Origin of the sequence: Brachybacterium sillae (assembly GCF_025028335.1) — a bacterium.
GTDB lineage: Bacteria > Actinomycetota > Actinomycetes > Actinomycetales > Dermabacteraceae > Brachybacterium > Brachybacterium sillae.
The window spans coordinates 1,112,959-1,129,521 of sequence record NZ_JAFEUW010000001.1 but is presented as its reverse complement, the minus strand read 5'-3'; the positions used below and the strand labels follow the sequence as shown (position 1 = coordinate 1,129,521).

17 protein-coding genes are annotated in these 16,563 nt (G+C 70.8%); 6 read left to right on the top strand and 11 right to left on the bottom strand.

What is annotated here, in order from left to right; genetic code table 11:
• Positions 1-28 precede the first annotated feature (28 nt).
• The 4 genes from JSY14_RS05245 to treS form a co-directional block, all read right to left on the bottom strand.
• Positions 29-736: a DUF3618 domain-containing protein gene (locus JSY14_RS05245; protein WP_259557723.1), complete on the bottom strand. Its 708-nt coding sequence runs from the start codon at positions 734-736 to the stop codon at positions 29-31.
• On the bottom strand, positions 733-1,176 hold the full coding sequence (locus tag JSY14_RS05240) for a phage holin family protein (protein WP_259557721.1): 444 nt from the start codon (positions 1,174-1,176) through the stop codon (positions 733-735). The genes JSY14_RS05245 and JSY14_RS05240 overlap by 4 nt, the downstream gene beginning before the upstream one ends.
• Positions 1,173-2,036: a hypothetical protein gene (locus JSY14_RS05235; protein ID WP_259557719.1), complete on the bottom strand. Its 864-nt coding sequence runs from the start codon at positions 2,034-2,036 to the stop codon at positions 1,173-1,175. Before JSY14_RS05235 ends, JSY14_RS05240 begins: the two co-directional genes overlap by 4 nt.
• A gap of 387 nt (positions 2,037-2,423) precedes the next feature.
• Entirely contained in the window at positions 2,424-4,199 is a 1,776-nt protein-coding gene (treS, locus tag JSY14_RS05230; protein WP_259557718.1) for a maltose alpha-D-glucosyltransferase, read from the bottom strand.
• 52 nt (positions 4,200-4,251) lie between these two features.
• Between treS and JSY14_RS05225 the strand changes: the two genes are divergently transcribed.
• Positions 4,252-5,595, top strand: coding sequence for a TrkH family potassium uptake protein (locus tag JSY14_RS05225; protein ID WP_259557716.1), 1,344 nt, complete (start codon positions 4,252-4,254; stop codon positions 5,593-5,595).
• Positions 5,588-6,328: a potassium channel family protein gene (locus JSY14_RS05220; protein ID WP_259557714.1), complete on the top strand. Its 741-nt coding sequence runs from the start codon at positions 5,588-5,590 to the stop codon at positions 6,326-6,328. The genes JSY14_RS05225 and JSY14_RS05220 overlap by 8 nt, the downstream gene beginning before the upstream one ends.
• A 10-nt stretch (positions 6,329-6,338) precedes the next feature.
• Here the strand turns inward: JSY14_RS05220 and JSY14_RS05215 are convergent, their stop codons facing one another.
• Positions 6,339-7,031: a uracil-DNA glycosylase gene (locus JSY14_RS05215; RefSeq protein WP_259557713.1), complete on the bottom strand. Its 693-nt coding sequence runs from the start codon at positions 7,029-7,031 to the stop codon at positions 6,339-6,341.
• Between the two features lie 83 nt (positions 7,032-7,114).
• Between JSY14_RS05215 and JSY14_RS05210 the strand changes: the two genes are divergently transcribed.
• From JSY14_RS05210 to groL, 3 genes are all read left to right on the top strand, one after another.
• Complete coding sequence (locus tag JSY14_RS05210; RefSeq protein ID WP_259557712.1) at positions 7,115-7,393, top strand: DUF3263 domain-containing protein; 279 nt, start codon at positions 7,115-7,117, stop codon at positions 7,391-7,393.
• 54 nt (positions 7,394-7,447) lie between these two features.
• The gene (locus JSY14_RS05205; protein WP_259557711.1) at positions 7,448-8,077 is read left to right on the top strand and encodes a LytR C-terminal domain-containing protein; all 630 of its coding nucleotides are present in this window, start codon (positions 7,448-7,450) and stop codon (positions 8,075-8,077) included.
• Between the two features lie 232 nt (positions 8,078-8,309).
• Positions 8,310-9,944 (top strand): chaperonin GroEL, encoded by a 1,635-nt coding sequence (gene groL / locus JSY14_RS05200; protein ID WP_259557709.1) that lies wholly within the window; start codon positions 8,310-8,312, stop codon positions 9,942-9,944.
• Between the two features lie 114 nt (positions 9,945-10,058).
• Here groL and JSY14_RS05195 read toward each other — a convergent pair whose 3' ends face one another.
• Together JSY14_RS05195 and JSY14_RS05190 are read right to left on the bottom strand one after the other, a co-directional pair.
• Entirely contained in the window at positions 10,059-10,544 is a 486-nt protein-coding gene (locus tag JSY14_RS05195) for an NUDIX domain-containing protein (RefSeq protein ID WP_259557708.1), read from the bottom strand.
• A complete protein-coding gene (locus tag JSY14_RS05190; RefSeq protein WP_259557706.1) occupies positions 10,544-10,975 on the bottom strand; it encodes a rhodanese-like domain-containing protein in 432 nt (143 codons plus the stop codon). The genes JSY14_RS05195 and JSY14_RS05190 overlap by 1 nt, the downstream gene beginning before the upstream one ends.
• A gap of 67 nt (positions 10,976-11,042) precedes the next feature.
• Here JSY14_RS05190 and JSY14_RS05185 point away from each other — a divergent pair, with 67 nt between their 5' ends.
• Entirely contained in the window at positions 11,043-12,353 is a 1,311-nt protein-coding gene (locus tag JSY14_RS05185) for a threonine/serine exporter family protein (protein ID WP_259557705.1), read from the top strand.
• Here JSY14_RS05185 and JSY14_RS05180 read toward each other — a convergent pair.
• The 4 genes from JSY14_RS05180 to JSY14_RS05165 are packed head-to-tail and all read right to left on the bottom strand — an operon-like array spanning position 12,337 to position 16,550.
• Entirely contained in the window at positions 12,337-13,371 is a 1,035-nt protein-coding gene (locus JSY14_RS05180) for an LLM class flavin-dependent oxidoreductase (RefSeq protein WP_259557703.1), read from the bottom strand. The two genes, JSY14_RS05185 and JSY14_RS05180, sit on opposite strands and share 17 nt — an antisense overlap.
• A 55-nt stretch (positions 13,372-13,426) precedes the next feature.
• Positions 13,427-14,260, bottom strand: a complete 834-nt coding sequence (locus JSY14_RS05175) for an energy-coupling factor transporter transmembrane component T family protein (protein ID WP_259557702.1) — start codon at positions 14,258-14,260, stop codon at positions 13,427-13,429.
• Positions 14,257-16,002 carry an ABC transporter ATP-binding protein gene (locus JSY14_RS05170; protein WP_259557701.1) on the bottom strand — a complete coding sequence of 582 codons (1,746 nt, stop codon included), beginning with the start codon at positions 16,000-16,002 and terminating at the stop codon, positions 14,257-14,259. The genes JSY14_RS05175 and JSY14_RS05170 overlap by 4 nt, the downstream gene beginning before the upstream one ends.
• A complete protein-coding gene (locus JSY14_RS05165) occupies positions 15,999-16,550 on the bottom strand; it encodes an ECF-type riboflavin transporter substrate-binding protein (RefSeq protein ID WP_259557700.1) in 552 nt (183 codons plus the stop codon). Before JSY14_RS05165 ends, JSY14_RS05170 begins: the two co-directional genes overlap by 4 nt.
• Between the last annotated feature and the right edge of the window lie 13 nt (positions 16,551-16,563).

Below are 16,563 nucleotides of genomic sequence, written 5' to 3'. Positions count from 1 at the left end.
GGCGGGCGCCGTCGATGAACGCGGAACGTCAGGCGTTCTTCGCGGTGTTCTTGACCTCACCGGCGGAGCTCTGCGCGGAGTCCTTGACCTGCTGCGCCTTGTCGGCGCCCTCGGACTTCAGGTTCTGCGCGGACTGTGCGGCGGAGTCCTTCAGCGAGGCGGCGGCGTCACGGGCCTCCGGCTCGAGCTCCTCGCGCAGCTGCTGGGCGGCCTCGGTGGCCTTCTCCTTGGCGGCGTCGAGCAGCGGGGCGGCGCTGTCCTTCGCGCGGTTGGCGGCGTTCTGCTCCACCTGCGAGGAGGGGAGCAGGGCGCTCAGCAGCATGCCGGCGCCGAAGGCGATGACGCCGGCGGCCAGCGGGTTGCCGCGGGTCTGGCGACGCACCTGCGCCGGGGCCTGCTGGACGGCGCGCTGCGCCTCACCGGCCCACTCGGAGGCCTTGTCGCCCGCCTGATGGGCGTACTCGCGGGCCTGGTCGGCGTACTCGCCGACCGTACCCTGCACATCTTGCGCGGCGTAGCGCGCACGATCGCCCACGGAGGGGCCGTTGTTGTCGTCGGCGGAGCCCATGATGTTCTCCTTCATGTTCTGGATGCCGTCCTTGATCCGGTTGGTCTGACGACCCATCGCCTTGGCGGGGCTGACCTTCTCGGCGAGAGCGTCGACGTCCTGGCCGAGCGCGTAGCGGGTGCGCTCGATCTCGGCGCGGATCTCGTCGGGATTGTTGCTCGTGGTCATCGCGTCTCCTTCGCGGGGTTCAGGGTCTCGGGGATCTCCTGAAGCGTCTGCTGGGTCTGCGGCAGACCCTTGATCTTCTCGAGGTGCTTCTTGCCCAGCAGGGCGAGGACGGCGGCGATGATGCCCCACAGGATCGCCACGATCAGCGCGGCGAGACCGAGGTGCATGACCTCGTCCAGCAGCCACATGAGCATGAGCGAGAGGAACATCAGGGTGAAGAAACCGGCCACGGCGGCGCCGGCCAGGAAGCCCGCACCCTTGCCCGCCTTCTTCGCGGAGTCGGTGGCCTCGGCCTTTGCCAGAGCCACTTCCTGGCGCACCAGGATCGACACCTTCTCCGTCATCGAGCTGAACATGTGACCGAGCGACTCATGCTCGGCGCGCACCTCGGCCTGCGTGGGGCCGGGCGTGAAGGAGCCCTCGGTGTGGGGTGCGCTCATGCGTGACCACCGCGGTGGAGGTCGTCATGCGCGCCCGGCTGCGGGCTGTAGGCCGGCGCCTGGGAATCGACGTAGTGGGTCGACACGTCCGACTGGCCACCCTCCGGGGCGGCGGCGCGGCGACCGGTCGTCGGCTGGGCCGGGTAGGTGTACCCCTGGCCGGCCGGGTGTGCCTGGCCCGCCGCCGGGTAGGTTGGCGCGGCGGGGTAGCGCTGGTCGGCGGGGTAGCCCTGACCGGCCGGGTAGCCCTGGCCAGCGTGGCCGGTGCGCGAGGAGTACAGGTTCTGCGGCTCGTCGTCCTGGGCGGCGTCACGCAGGCTGCGGGTCAGGCGACCGACGACCACGCCGGCGCCGAGGGCGATACCGAGGAACGCCCCCGGGCGGCGTGCGGCGAAACGACGCACATCATCGAGCAGCTCGCTCGGCTGGGCGTTCTCGAGACGCTGAGCGACGGACTCGGCACGCTCGGTCACCGCGGAGAGGGCGTTGCGCACCATGTCGGTCTCCGGCTTCTGACCGGAGGCCAGGCGCTGGAGGTCGTCGGTGAGGGTCCGCACCTGGGCGGCAGCGCGCTCCTGCTGGGTGCCGGCCTGGGCGCCGAGGCGCTCCTGGACGGTGCCGCCGAGCTGCTTGGCGGTCTGGACCGCCTCATCCTTCAGCTGGCCCGCCTCCTGCTGCGCCGACTGCGCGAGGTCCTTGGCCTGGGCCTTCGCGTCCTGCGCGACGTCCTTGGCCTGATCCTTCGCCTCACCGGCGGTGGCCTGGGCCTTCTGCTTGGCGGCGGAGTCCTGCTGCCCGGTCTGCGGGGCGCGGGAGCCGTGAGAGGTGGGGTGGGAGTTGCCAGGGGCAGTGTTCGCCATGGGAACCCTTTCCGTGTCCTGTCGACACTTGTGGTCTAGCGGCAGCCGTGCTGCCTGCGCGACGTGCGCTGGGCATTGTGCCTCGGCTTCTTGAACGGCAGGTGAATGCCCCTGAGGCGTGTGCCCCGATGCTAAGGTTCGCTCCCTGATGTGACCTGCATCAATCGCCAGCGGCTCCCCGGCATCCCCCCTTCGGACATTCGTGCAGGTCAGCGCCGGTTCCGCATCGGGGGGTCGCCGGAGACGATCACCCCGCCGGGGGAGTGATAGCCCGGCGTCGGAGGGGTCTCCGTGCTGGTGAGTGGCGCGAACAACCGAACGGTCACCGCGGGCGCGGTGACCGTTCGAGGAGGGCCGGTGGGAGCCCGCCGGTTCAGGCTCCCGGCCTCACGCCCCGGAGGTGATGACCGGGATCGCGGTGGTGGCCGTCCCCGGCTCGGCGTCGGCGGAACGGATCTTCAGCCAGTAGAAGCCCTGCCCGGCCAGCGACAGCGTGACCCGTCCGTTCTCATCGATCGCGGGGAAGTCCGCGCCGCCGAAGATGTCCCGCAGGGCGCGGTTCTCGAAACCGTCCACGTGCAGGCGCGTGGTCACCGGCTGACCGGACAGGTTGAAGACGCACAGCAGGGTCTCGGCGTGCTCGGAGGCGTCCTCGCCGTGGTCGGCCCCGTCATAGGAACGGGTGAAGGCGAGCACGCGATCGGACTCCGTCGGCACGTTCGTGTAATCGCCCATCCCGAACGCCGCATGCTGCCGACGCACCGCCAGCATCCAGCGGACGAACGCCAGCAGCGACCCGGAGTGCGCCATCTGCGCCTCGACGTTCACCGTCGTGTAGTGGTAGACGAGCGACTGGATGACCGGCAGGTACAGCTTGCCGGGGTCGGTGATCTCGCTGAACCCGGCGTTGCGGTCAGGGGTCCACTGCATCGGCGTGCGCACCGCGTCGCGGTCCTCCAGCCAGATGTTGTCGCCCATCCCGATCTCATCGCCGTAGTACAGGAACGGCGACCCGGGCATCGCCAGCAGCAGGGCGTGGATCAGCTCGATCTCGGAGCGGGAGTTGTCCAGCAGCGGCGCCAGGCGCCGACGGATGCCGACGTTCGCGCGCATCCGTGAATCCGGGGCGTACCAGCCGAGCATGGCACTGCGGTCCTCGGGGGAGACCATCTCGAGGGTCAGCTCGTCGTGGTTGCGCAGGAAGGTGCCCCACTGCGCCCCGGCCGGGATCTGCGGGGTGTCGGCCATGATGTCGATGATCTTGCGGGCGCTGCCCTCGCGCAGGGCGTAGAAGATCCGCGGCATGACGGGGAAGTGGAAGCACATGTGGCACTCCGGGCCCTCCTCGTCGCCGAAGTACTCCACCACATCCTGCGGCCACTGGTTCGCCTCGGCGATGATCACGCGTCCGGGCCAGTTCTCGTCCACGAACGCGCGCAGCTCCTTGAGGAACGCGTGGGTGGCGGGAAGGTTTTCGCCATCGGTGCCGTCCTCCTCATAGAGGTAGGGGATGGCGTCGGCGCGGAAGCCGTCGATGCCCTTGTCCAGCCAGAAGCGCACGACGTCGAACATCGCCTCGCGCACCTTCGGGTTCTCGAAGTTGAGGTCCGGCTGGTGGGAGAAGAAGCGGTGCCAGAAGAACTGGCGGCGCACCGGGTCGAACGTCCAGTTCGACTCCTCGGTGTCCACGAAGATGATGCGGGCGTCCTGGTACTTCTCGTCGGTGTCGGACCACACGTAGAAGTCGCCGTAGGGGCCCTCCGGGTCGGAGCGCGACTCCAGGAACCACGGGTGCTTGTCGCTGGTGTGGTTCATCGGCAGGTCGATGATCACGCGGATACCGCGACGATGGGCCTCCGAGACCAGCCGCTCGAAATCAGTGATCGAGCCGAACTCCGGCAGCACCGACTCGTAGTCGGAGATGTCGTACCCGCCGTCGCGCAGCGGTGAGTTGAAGAACGGCGGCAGCCACAGGCAGTCGATGCCGAGCCACTGCAGATAGTCGAGGCGGTCGATCAGGCCGCTGAAGTCGCCGGTGCCGTCACCATTGCCGTCGGCGAAGGCTCGCACCATCACCTCGTAGAACACGGCGCGGCGATACCAGTGGGGGTCGTAGTCCACACCGGGACCGTGCGGGTTGAACTGAGCGGTCGGCAGGGGCATCGCGTCGGCTCCTGGGATCGAGGGGCGGGTGGCACCACGGTACTCTCACCGGGTGCCCGGTCCCCGCTCACCGAGCAAGCCCCTGCCACCGGCCCGCGTCATCGCCGCCGCCATGGCGGCGCTCCTGCTCACCGGCACCGGCCTGTTGATGCTGCCGGTGTCCTCGCCCGGCCCCGGATCGCCCCGCCGGGTCGGTGCCCTGTTCACTGCGGTCTCCGCGCTATGCGTCACCGGACTCACCGTCGTCGACACCGCCCGTGACTGGACCGTCTTCGGTCGCGTGGTGATCCTCGCGCTGATCCAGATCGGCGGTCTCGGTGTGATGACGCTCGCGACGCTGCTCGGTCTGCTCACCGCCCGGCGGCTCGGTCTCACCGCCCTGGTCCGCGCCAGCGGGGAGTCGCGCACGGCCCTCGAGGAGGCGCGCTCCGCGGTGCGGGGGATCCTGCTGCTGTCGCTGGGCACTGAGGCGCTGATCGCCGCGACGCTGTTCCCGCGGTTCCTGCTGGGGCATCACATGGACGCCGGTGCCGCCGCCTGGTATTCCGTGTTCCACTCGATCTCGGCCTTCAACAACGCCGGTTTCGCGTTGCGCAGCGACAATCTCATGAGCTTCGCGAGCGACCCGTGGGTGCTGCTGCCGCTCGCCGTGGCGAACATCGTCGGTGGCCTCGGGTTCCCCGTGCTGGTGGAGCTGGGGCGGCGCTACCGGGTGCCGCACTCCTGGAGCCTCGGCACGAAGCTGGTACTCACCGCCACACCGCTGCTGCTCGCGGCGGGTGCGGCCTACACCGCGGTGATGGAGTGGGACAACCCCGGCACCCTCGGGGCGCTCAGCCCGCGCGATCGCCTCGTCAACGCCTTCTTTCATTCGGCGGTCTCCCGCACCGCCGGGTTCAACGCCCTGGACATCGGGCAGATGCGCCCGGAGACCTGGCTGTTCACCGACGTGCTGATGCTCATCGGGGGTGGCCCGGCGGGCACCGCGGGTGGCGTGAAGGTCACCACCGTGCTGGTGCTGCTGGCGATCGTGCGCTCCGAGCTGCGGGGCGATCCGTTCGTGCTGATCCGCGGTCGTCGGCTCTCGCGCGCCCTGCACCGTCAGGCCATTACCGTGCTCACCCTGATGCTGCTGTCCATCGGCACCGTCACCCTGCTGATGGTCGACCTGGAGTCCCACTCCCTCGACCGGATCCTGTTCGAAGCGGTCTCCGCCGCCAGCACCACGGGCCTGTCCACGGGCATCACCGCCGATCTGTCGGACCCCTCGAAACTGCTGCTGTGCCTGGTGATGTTCGCCGGGCGAGTGGGCCCGGTGACGCTCGGTACCGCCCTGGCCGTGCGGCGGCGCCCGCTGCTGTACGAACCTCCGAAGGAAAGGCCGCTCATTGGCTAGATCACCGTTCTTCCCGTCCCGCCGGCACGAGGGCCGCGACGGCGTGCGCGGCGGTGAGGACCGCGTCCGCACCGTCGCGGTGCTGGGGCTCGGCCGCTTCGGCGCCACCCTCGCCCGGGAGCTCGCCCAGATGGGGGTCGAGGTCCTCGGGGTCGACGCGCACGAGGACATCGTGCAGGACCTGGATCCCCATCTCACCCACACGGTGCGGGCCGATATCTCCCGCGCCGAGGTGTTGGAACAGCTGGGGGTCGCGGAGGCCGACCGGGTCGTCGTCGCCGTCGGCGGTCGCCTCGAGGTGAGCGTGCTCGCCTGCTCCCATCTGCTCGCGCTGGGAGTGCGGGAGCTGTGGGCGAAGGCGGATACCGAGGCGCACGGGCTGATCCTGCAGCAGCTCGGCGTGCCGCACGTGGTCATGCCCCAGAAGGCGATGGGCCGCCAGGTGGCACACCGCCTCGTGGATCGGGCGGAGGACTGGGTCGACTACGGCGGCGGGCTCATCCTGGCGCGCTTCAGTGCACCGCAGCCGCTCTTCCATCGCACCGCCGCCGACGCCCGCCTCGGTGGCCACGATGACCTGCGGATCATCGCGCGGATGGGCGCCGGGCCCGCGAGCGCCGCCGGCTGGGAGTACGTCACCCCGCAGACGGAGTTCCTGCCCGGGGACGAGCTGATCGTCGCGGGCAGTGCCGCTCAGCTGGAACGCTTCGGCCGGCTCGCCCACGACGACTGACCCACCCTGGTCAGCGCTCGACGCGCCAGTCCACCGGTGCACCGCCCTGTCGCTCCAGCAGGTCGTTGGCGCGGGAGAACGGCCGGGAGCCGAAGAACCCCCGCGATGCCGACAGCGGGCTCGGATGGGCGCTGGTGATCACGGGGACCTCCCCGAGCATCGGTTGGAGCGACTGCGCATCCCGACCCCACAGGATCGCCACCAGCGGGCCGCCTCGATCGACCAGGGCCTCGATCGCCCGTCCTGTCACCGCCTCCCAGCCCTTGCCGCGGTGGGAGGCCGGTGCCCCGGGTCGCACGGTCAGCACGCGATTCAGCAGCAGCACGCCCTCGTCCAGCCACGGTGTGAGATCTCCGTGCGAGGCGGGCGGGATGCCGAGGTCGGCCTCGAGCTCCGTATAGATGTTCTGCAGCGACCGCGGCAGTGGTCGCACGTGCTGCTCCACCGCGAACGACAGTCCGATCGGATGCCCCGGCGTCGGATACGGGTCCTGCCCGACGATCAGCACCCGTACCTCCGCCAGGGGGCGGGTGAACGCACGCAGCACGTTCCGTCCCGCCGGGAGGTATCCACGGCCGGCCGCGTTCTCCGCCCGCAGGAAGTCCCCCATCGCGTGGATGCGGTCCTCCACGGGGGCGAGGGCCTGCGCCCAGTCGGGGGCGATCTGCTCAGACAGCGGGGCGGGAGAGGGACCGGTCGACATGCGCCCAGTGTGGCATCGGCACCGCCACCGGTTCCTCGGCGCGCCTGCCCACCGGGGCGCCGCCTGCGCCCTACCGTCGAGGGATGACGTCGCCCACCGAGCCGCTCACGGACCTCGACCGCCGCATCCTGGCGCTCGAGGGGCTCACCTTCCGCCGCATCGGTGCGAAGGAGCGGCGCATCCGCGAGGACCTGGGGCTGAGCCCCGCCGCGTACCGGGTGCGGCTCAACGCACTCCTGGATCGCCCCGAGGCGCTGCGTGAGGCCCCTGCGGTGGTGAACCGGTTACGGGCACGCCGCACCTCGGCCGATGCCCTCGGCGACGGAATCCGCGGTGTCGACGGGGACGAGCGCGTGGCCTGACCCGCCCTGTGTGGCCTCCCGCCCCTGGGGCACGCGGCCTGGTTCAATGGCCCCGTGGCAGATTCGTCGTACCCGTACCCGCCGGACCAGTTCGACCGTGAGGCCGATGCGGCGTCCTTCCATGGCGCCCACCGCGCGGAGGAACCGTTCTGGAAGCAGAACCTGGTCTACATCCTGGTGATCGCCGCGGCGTTCCTCACCCTGACGGTGCTGCTCTTCGCGCTCAACGGGCTCGGTGGCGGGGACCGGGAACCCGTCGAGGGCGGTTCTGTGGCGCCGACGACGCAATCCGCTCCGCCCGCCTCCGAGGCCCCCAGCTCCGAGGCGCCCGCGGCCGAACCCGACCGCTCCGTGACCGTCTCCGTGGTCAATGCCGGGGGGATCAACGGCCTGGCCGGACGCTGGCGCGAGCAGCTCGAGGATGCCGGCTGGGAGGATGTCGAGGTCGCCACCGCCGACAGCCGCCAGGAGAACCCGGTCGTCCTCTACCGCGATGAGGCCGACAGGGCCACCGCGCAGGCGCTCGCCGATGAGGTCGGTGCCGGGGAGGCCCAGCAGTCCGACGAGTACGAGTCCCGCATCACCTTCCTCGCCACCAGCGAACCCAGCGGGGAGGGTGCCGGCGAGGGCGAGGACCAGGGCGACGACCAGGGCGACGAGCAGGGCGACGACGGCGAGGGCTGATCGCCCTCGGCGAAGTGCCCGGGGCCGGAACCCGGAGCGTTAGCACTCCCAGCCGTAGAGTGCTTATGATGCCGTTGGCACTCGAAGGGCCCGAGTGACAGCCCGGGCCCGCGGTGCCGTTCCGGCTCCGTGAGGGGGCGGGTCCGCCTGTGACGTGAACGGCGGGCCGGTCCTCGTCCGTCGCGGGCACTGGGCCGGGTGGACACCACCACCACACGGGAGAGATTCCACAATGGCCAAGCTCATCTCTTACGACGAGGAGGCCCGGCGCGGTCTCGAGCGGGGTATGAACCATCTCGCCGACGCCGTCAAGGTCACCCTCGGCCCCAAGGGCCGCAACGTCGTGCTCGAGAAGTCCTGGGGCGCCCCCACCATCACCAACGACGGCGTCTCAATCGCCAAGGAGATCGAGCTCGACGATCCCTACGAGAAGATCGGCGCCGAGCTCGTCAAGGAGGTCGCCAAGAAGACCGACGACGTCGCGGGTGACGGCACCACCACCGCCACCGTCCTGGCCCAGGCGCTCGTGCGCGAGGGCCTGCGCAATGTCGCCGCCGGCGCCAACCCGATCGCCCTGAAGCGAGGCATCGACAAGGCCGTCGCCGCGGTCTCCGAGACCCTGCTGGCGCAGGCCAAGGAGATCGAGACCAAGGAGCAGATCGCCAACACCGCCGCCATCTCCGCGGCCGACCCGGCCATCGGCGAGCTCATCGCCGAGGCCCTCGACAAGGTCGGCAAGGAGGGTGTGATCACGGTCGAGGAGTCCAACACCATGGGCCTCGAGCTGGAGCTCACCGAGGGCATGCGGTTCGACAAGGGCTACATCTCGCCGTACTTCGTCACCGACGCGGAGCGCCAGGAGACCGTCCTGGAGGACCCGTACATCCTCCTGATCAACTCCAAGATCTCCTCCGTCAAGGACCTGCTGCCGCTGCTGGAGAAGGTCATCCAGGCCGGCAAGCCGCTGGCGATCATCGCCGAGGATGTCGAGGGTGAGGCCCTCGCGGTGCTCGTGGTGAACAAGCTGCGCGGCTCCTTCAAGTCCGTGGCCGTCAAGGCCCCCGGCTTCGGCGACCGCCGCAAGGCGATGCTGGAGGACATGGCCATCCTCACCGGTGGCCAGGTCATCTCCGAGGAGGTCGGCCTGAAGCTGGAGACCGCCGGTCTGGAGCTGCTGGGCCAGGCCCGCAAGGTCGTCGTCACCAAGGACGAGACCACGATCGTCGAGGGCGCCGGCGACGCCGAGCGCATCGCGGGCCGCGTGAAGCAGATCCGCACCGAGATCGAGAACTCCGATTCGGACTACGACCGCGAGAAGCTCCAGGAGCGCCTCGCGAAGCTGGCCGGCGGCGTGGCCGTCATCAAGGCCGGCGCCGCCACCGAGGTGGAGCTGAAGGAGCGCAAGCACCGCATCGAGGATGCCGTGCGCAACGCCAAGGCCGCCGTGGAGGAGGGCATCGTCGCCGGTGGTGGCGTGGCCCTGCTGCAGGCCGGCAAGGACACCTTCGGCACCCTCCAGCTCGACGGTGACGAGGCCACCGGTGCGAACATCGTCAAGGTCGCCATCGAGGCCCCGCTGAAGCAGATCGCCGTGAACGCCGGCCTCGAGGGCGGCGTCGTGGCGGAGAAGGTGAAGTCCCTGCCCGTGGGCGAGGGCCTCAACGCCGCCACCGGCGAGTACGAGAACCTGCTCGACGCCGGCATCATCGACCCGGTGAAGGTGACCCGTTCCGCGCTGCAGAACGCCGCCTCCATCGCGGGCCTGTTCCTCACCACCGAGGCCGTCGTGGCCGACAAGCCGGAGCCGAAGGCCCCGGCCGCCGGTGGCATGGACGACGGCATGGGAGGCATGGGCGGCATGATGTGATCCGCCCCTGAGGCGATCACCTCGGCCCGCGCCGATCATCCGCAGCGCCCCGTCCCGGATCTCCCGGGGCGGGGCGCTGCGCATCCGGAGTGCGCCGTGCTCGCACTCGACGGCTCACACGTCGAGGATCCGCTGCACCACGGCCCGCTGTTCCGGCCGCATCCGCTCCAGGGCCTCCGCCACCGGCAGCAGTGCCGCACCGGTGATCTCCCGGCCGTCGAGCTGCTGGACAGGCGGGGCATCGGTGATGTCGACGGTTCCGGTCAGCCAGATCTCCACCCGGTGCCTCATGCCGGTCTCCACCTGGGCGAGGGTGAGGTCGCGCGGTGTGAGGCCGCATTCCTCGCGCAGTTCGCGCGCCGCGGCCTGCACGGCCTGTTCCCCGGGGGTGAGGTGCCCGGAGGGCACGCCCCATCGTCCGCCCTCCCAGAAACGGTGCTCGAACAGCAGGATCCGACCGTCCGGGGAGCGCAGCACCGTGCACACGCCGACGAGGAACCGTGGTTGGGTGAGCACCACCGCCCACCACACGAGCTTGCGCCGCAGCAGCGGGGGTGCGGCCGCGGCGGCCGCCCGGGCCAGGCGATCCAGAAACGACATCAGTGCACGTGGCGGGTGGGCTCGGCCTGCACGGGCAACCCGGCCGCCGCCCAGCCGCGGAACCCGCCGTCGAGGTCCGTCGCATGGACCAGGCCCAGCTCTCGCAGGTTCCGCGCCATCAGCGAACTCGAATAGCCCTCATTGCAGACCACCACCACGATGTCGTCGTAACCGGGACCCCCGTCCATCCGATACGGGCATTGGGGGTCCAGCCGCCACTCCACCACGGTGTGGTCGATGACCACTGCCCCGGGGATGTGGCCCTCCGGTCCGCGGGTGTGGGCGCCGCGGATGTCGATCACCAGCGGCGCGCGCTCCCCGGCGAGTGCCTCCTGCAGCTCACGCGGGGTGAACCGGTGCGGCCCCGACGCCCGGGCGGCGGCGAGGACCTCGGCGATGCTGCGGCGCGGTGCGGGGGAGTCGGTGGGCATCCCCCGAGCCTAGCCGGGAGGGACACTCGCCGCGGACGGGGCCGGGAGTGTGCCCTAGCCTCGAGGTATGCAGCCTGAGCAGGAGCACGACCACCCGGCCCCGGTCTCCACCGCCACCAGCCCCCTCGGGGTCCCCGACTCGCTGACGGTCCGCTCCGAGGCGGCTGCGGCGGTCGGCGCGGCCCTGCTGGCCGGCGGCATGGCGTCGTTCCGGGTGAAGGCGGCGATGGCCGTGGTGGCGCGGGCGTTGGGGCTCGACTCCTTCCGGGCGATCGTCACCTTCACCGACATCACCGCCACAGCCACCCTCGGGGGGCGGTACCGCACGCGCATCACCCAACCCGAGCACGTCGGCGTCGATGTCGACCATCTCGCGCGGATCCACCGCATGGTCGAGGACCTCCCGGAGCGGGTCGAGGCCGCGGAGGTGTTCGAGCGGCTCGCGGTGATCGCCGCCCGGCCGCCGCTCCATTCCGCAGTGGTGAACGCTCTCGCGGCGGGTCTCGCCTGCGCGGCGTTCTCGTTCCTGAACCGTGGCGGTCCGACGGAGATGGTGTGCGTGCTGATCGCTGCGACCCTCGGTCAGGCGCTGCGTCGGGCCCTGCAGCGCCGCCAGTGGAACCACCTGCTGATCACCGTGCTCGCGGCCACCCTCACGAGCATCGTGTACGCCCTGACGATCGCCGCCGGCACCCGCTGGGGGGTGGTGGGGCCCGGCCATGAGGGCGGGTATCTCGCGGCGATGCTGTTCCTGGTGCCGGGGTTCCCGATGATCACCGGGATCCTCGACATCGTGCGCTCCGATTTCTCGGCGGGCGTCGCCCGGCTCACCTACTCGGCAATGATCGTGCTGGCCGCCGCGGCGAGCGTGTGGACGGTGTCGGTGGTCGTCGGGATCACCCCGGGTATGCCCCCTGGGGCTGAGGTCCCGTTCGTGCTGGACCTGGTGCTGCGGGCGCTGGCCACATTCGTCGGCGTGCTGGGGTTCGCCGTCATCTTCAACTCCCCGTGGGGCATCGCCCTGGGGGCCGCCGCGGTGTCGATGGTCGCGAACACGCTGCGGCTGGCGATGATCGACTCCGGGGCCCCCGCGCAGCTCGCGACCCTGGTGGCGACCTGCCTGGTGGGGGCGCTCGCCTACCTAGTGGCGCGGCTGACGCACATCCCCCGCACCACCATCTCCGTGCCGGCGGTGGTGATCATGATCCCCGGTTTCACGCTGTCCATGGCGTTCGCCCTGATGAACTCCGGGGACGTCACCGGGGCCCTGGTGCTGGCGCAGGAGGCGGTGCAGGTGATCCTCGCGGCCGGGTTGGGCCTGGCCCTCGCCCACCTCGCCACGTCACCGGCGTGGCGTCGGGTCACCCAGCCGCACTGACGGCACCCGGCAGGCCCCAGGCGCGTGCCAGCAGCTCCAGCGACCGCAACCGGTCGGCTACGTCCACGAAGGTGCCCGAGAGGATCAGCTCGTCGGCCCTCGTCTGCTCGACCAGTCGCTCCAACTGGGCCGTCACGGTGTCGGGGGAGCCGACGGCCCGCACGGAGGTGGCGTGTTCCACCCGCTGCAGCACGGGTTCCGGCACCACGGTGGTGATGTCGTCGACCGGCGGCTGCGCCAGGCGTCGCTGCCCGGTGATGATCCCCGCGAAGGCCTGCTGCCCGGTGGTGAACAGTCGACGGGCCTGCTCGTCGGTGTCGGCCACCACCACGTTCACCGCGACCATGGTGCGGGGCTCACGGATCTGCGCCGTCGGGGCGTCGGCCGTGAACTCCCGCCGGTACAGCTCCAGCGCCTGGAACAGCTGATCGGGGGCGAAATGGCTGGCCACGGCGAAGGGCAGGCCTAGGCGCGCGGCCAGCCGGGCGCCGTTGACGGTGGAGCCGAGCACCCACATCGGTACCTGCGTGCCCTCCGCCACGGGGGCCTGGATCCGCAGCGTCCGCTCCTGATCCGCAGGGGCCGACCACGCCTGCATCAGTCGCACCGCCTCCATGAACGCCTCTGGGTCGGCGGCCGTGCGGGACAGCAGCTGGGCGGTGAGCGGGTCGGTGCCGGGGGCGCGGCCCAGACCCAGGTCGATGCGGTCGCCGTGGATCTGCACCAGGGTGCCGAACTGCTCGATCACCGCCAGCGGTGCATGGTTCGGGATCATCACCCCGCCGGAGCCGACGCGGATGCGTTCGGTGCGAGCGGCGGCATGAGCGATCAGCACACTGGTCGCGGTCGCGGCGAGGTTCACGGCGTTGTGGTGCTCGGCGTACCAGAAGCGCTCGTAGCCGAGACGGTCGGCCGCCTGTGCCGCCGCCACGGAATCGGCGATGGCCCGGGCGGCGGTGGTGCCCTCCGCGATCGGCACCACATCGAGGATTGACAGGGGAACGCGCACAGAGCTCATGAGGCGAATCTACGCGCGTCGACGGGGGCGTGCCGGGGCGTGTGAGGTGGGCGGGTCAGGCCGCGAAGACATTCCAGAAGCGTCCGCCGTCGATGACCACCATCAGGGCGCCGACCACGGCGATCAGCACCCCCAGCGCGATCACGAACCCGTCGGCGACACGCAGGGGACGCCGGGCGTACCAGGTGCGGCCGCGTCCGCTGCCGAAGCCGCGCAGCTCCATCGCGGTGGCCACCGTCTCGATCCGTTCGAAGGTGCCCAACAGCAGGGGCACCAACACCCCCACTGCGTTGCGGATCCGCTCGCGCAGCGGCGCCGCGCGGCTCAGGTCCCGTCCGCGGGCCTGCTGTGCGCGGGAGATGATCAGGAACTCCTGCTGCACCTCGGGGATGTAGCGCAGAGCCAGGGATACCGCATAGGCGATGCGGTACGGGACACCGAGACGATGCAGTGAGGAGGCGAACTCCGGCGGTCGCGTGGTGGCGATGAACAGCAGCACGCTGGGCAGGATCGCCACATACTTCGCGGTGACGGACGCCTGATACCACAGCTGTTCGGCGGTGAGCGCCCAGCGGCCCGGCAGACCCACCAGCACCGTGCGGGATCCGAACAGCTCTGCGCCGTACTGCGGTGCGAACACGTAGATGAGCAGGTTGTTCAGCGTCATGAACACGGCGATGAACCCGAGCACCACGGCCAGGTCCCGCAACCGCACCCGCGAGACCACCCACAGCACAGCCGAGAGCACGCACAGGGCCAGCAGGTAGCGCAGGTCGAAGGTCAGCATGCCGCCGATCACCACGCCGATCACCAGCACCAGCTTCGACACCCCGCTGAGACGGTGCAGGGCCCCGGGCCGGTCCACGTACCCCAGGACAGAGCCGCTCATGCCCGCTCCTCCCGGTCCGCGGCGATCTGACGGCGCACCAGCGCGTCCGGGTCCAGGCCGCAGCGCACGGCGAGGGTGTGCAAACCGGTGGTCACCAGATCGGCGGCGTGGGTGAGCTCCGGGTCGGTGAGCACCCGCGCGGGGTGCGCGTCGGCCAGGAGGCGGCCTCCGCTCATCACCAGCACCCGCTGCGTGTACTCCAGGGCGAGGTGCATGTCGTGGGTCACCAGCACCACGGCGGTGCCCTCGGCGGCCACCAGCTCCACGTGGTCCATGAATTCCGCGGCATGGCGCATGTCCTGCCCCGCGGTGGGCTCGTCCAGGATCAGCACAGACGGACCCACCACCAGCACTGACGCGATGGTGAGGCGTTTGCGCTGCCCGTGGGACAGCGCGCTGATCGGCCATGACCGGTAGGGCAACAGCCCGCACACCTCGAGTGCGTGGCGGATGCGCTCCGCGGCCTCCGGCTCCTCGGGGTTCCGTCCGAGGCCGAGGGCGACCTCCTCCCGGACCGTGGGCTGCGACAGCATCTGTGAGGGTTCCTGGAGGACGTAGCCGACGCGGCGGCCGCGGGCGGCGATGCCCTCGGAAGCGGTGTCGCGCCCGTCCAGCAGGATCCGGCCACCGGCGAGCGGCACGAACCCCGCGATCGCCCGCGCGAGCGTCGATTTCCCCGCACCGTTGGAGCCGACGAGGCCGACGATCTCCCCGCGTCCGACGGAGGCGCTCACCCCGTCGAGCACCCGCCGGCCGCCCAGGTCGACGGCCACGTCCTGGAGCTCCAGCGTGGCTGAGACCGGTAGGCCCGCTGCCACGGGCGGAGTCTGCACCGTCGGAGGGGAGGTCGGCCCGGACGTCACCCAGTGGTGAAGTGCCTCCACCTGGGCGGGTGTCAGAGTGAGCGTCTCCGCCCGGCGTGGCGCCTGCTGCGCGGTGACCGGCTGGCCGGCATGCCGCAGGGCCTCCACATGCAACGGAGGTCGGATGCCGTGCGCGGGCAGCACCCCGCTGGCCAGCATCTCATCCGGTGGGGCGTCGGCGACGATCCGACCCTGATCCATCAGCACCACGCGGTCGACGTCGCGGTGCAGGACGTCCTCCAGCCGGTGCTCCACGATCACCACGGCGGTGCCGCGCTGCGCGTGCACCTGCGCGAGCAGATCGATCGCCGCCCGCCCTGAGGCGGGGTCCAGCATCGCGAGTGGCTCATCCACCAGCAGTGCGCGCACCTCGTCGACCAGCACCCCGGCCATCGCCACGCGTTGCTTCTGACCTCCGGACAGGGCCTGCGGCGGGTCGTCGAGACGATGATCGATACCCACGAGCCGCGCCGCCTGTGCCACCCTCCGGGGCATGTGCGCGGGATCGACCTGCTGGTTCTCCAGCGAGAACGCGATGTCCTCCGCGACGGTGAGGCCGACGAACTGCGCATTGGCGTCCTGCAGCACGGTGCCCGCGACCCGTGAGACCTCCACCAGGGAGGCGCGGGACGGGTCGAGGCCCGCCACGTGCACTCTCCCCTGGAGGGTGCCGGGGAAACGGTGCGGCACGAGGCCGTTGATCAACCGCAGAAGGGTCGACTTCCCACTGCCGGAGGCACCGATGATCGCGACCCGTTCCCCGGCGTCGATCCGCAGCGACACCTGGTGCAGGGTCGGCTCAGCTTGAGCACGGTACTGGAAGGTGACGTCCTCGAGCCGGATCAGTGGGTCGTCGGGACGCTGGGCGGCCGGGCTCACCGGTCGACGGTCAGCGAACCGGTGCGGGTGCGGGTGCGGGAGTAGGCCAGCAGGAGCAGAGTGCCGATCACCCCGGTGGTGAGGGTGTTCGCGACGAAAGCGACCGCGCCCTGCGTGAACACCTTCCCGGCGGGCTCGGCGTAGATGAGGATGTCACCCAGCGGGGCGATGACCAGCCAGGCCAGAGCGTGCGCGACCACCACGGCGCCCAGGAACCGGCCGATGGTGCGGCCGCCGAACTCACCCTCGTGGATCGCGTGACGCAGCATCAGCAGGCCGACGACCAGTCCGAACACCCCCGTCGCGAACTCCCAGGAGAGCCAGATGCCGAACCCGGTGGCGTCCACCAGTAGGTGGCCGATGAACCCGGCGAGCGCACCCACCCACGGCCCATACAGCACCGCGAACACCGCCAGCACCCCGTACTGCAGAGCGATCGAGGTGTTCGGCACGGGGGAGGGGACCGCCACGAAGCGGCCGAGGACGAAGAACAGGGCGGCGCCGATGCCGATGGCGACGACCTGGGTGACGGGGGAGGTGCGGTGCATGGTGGTCTCCGGT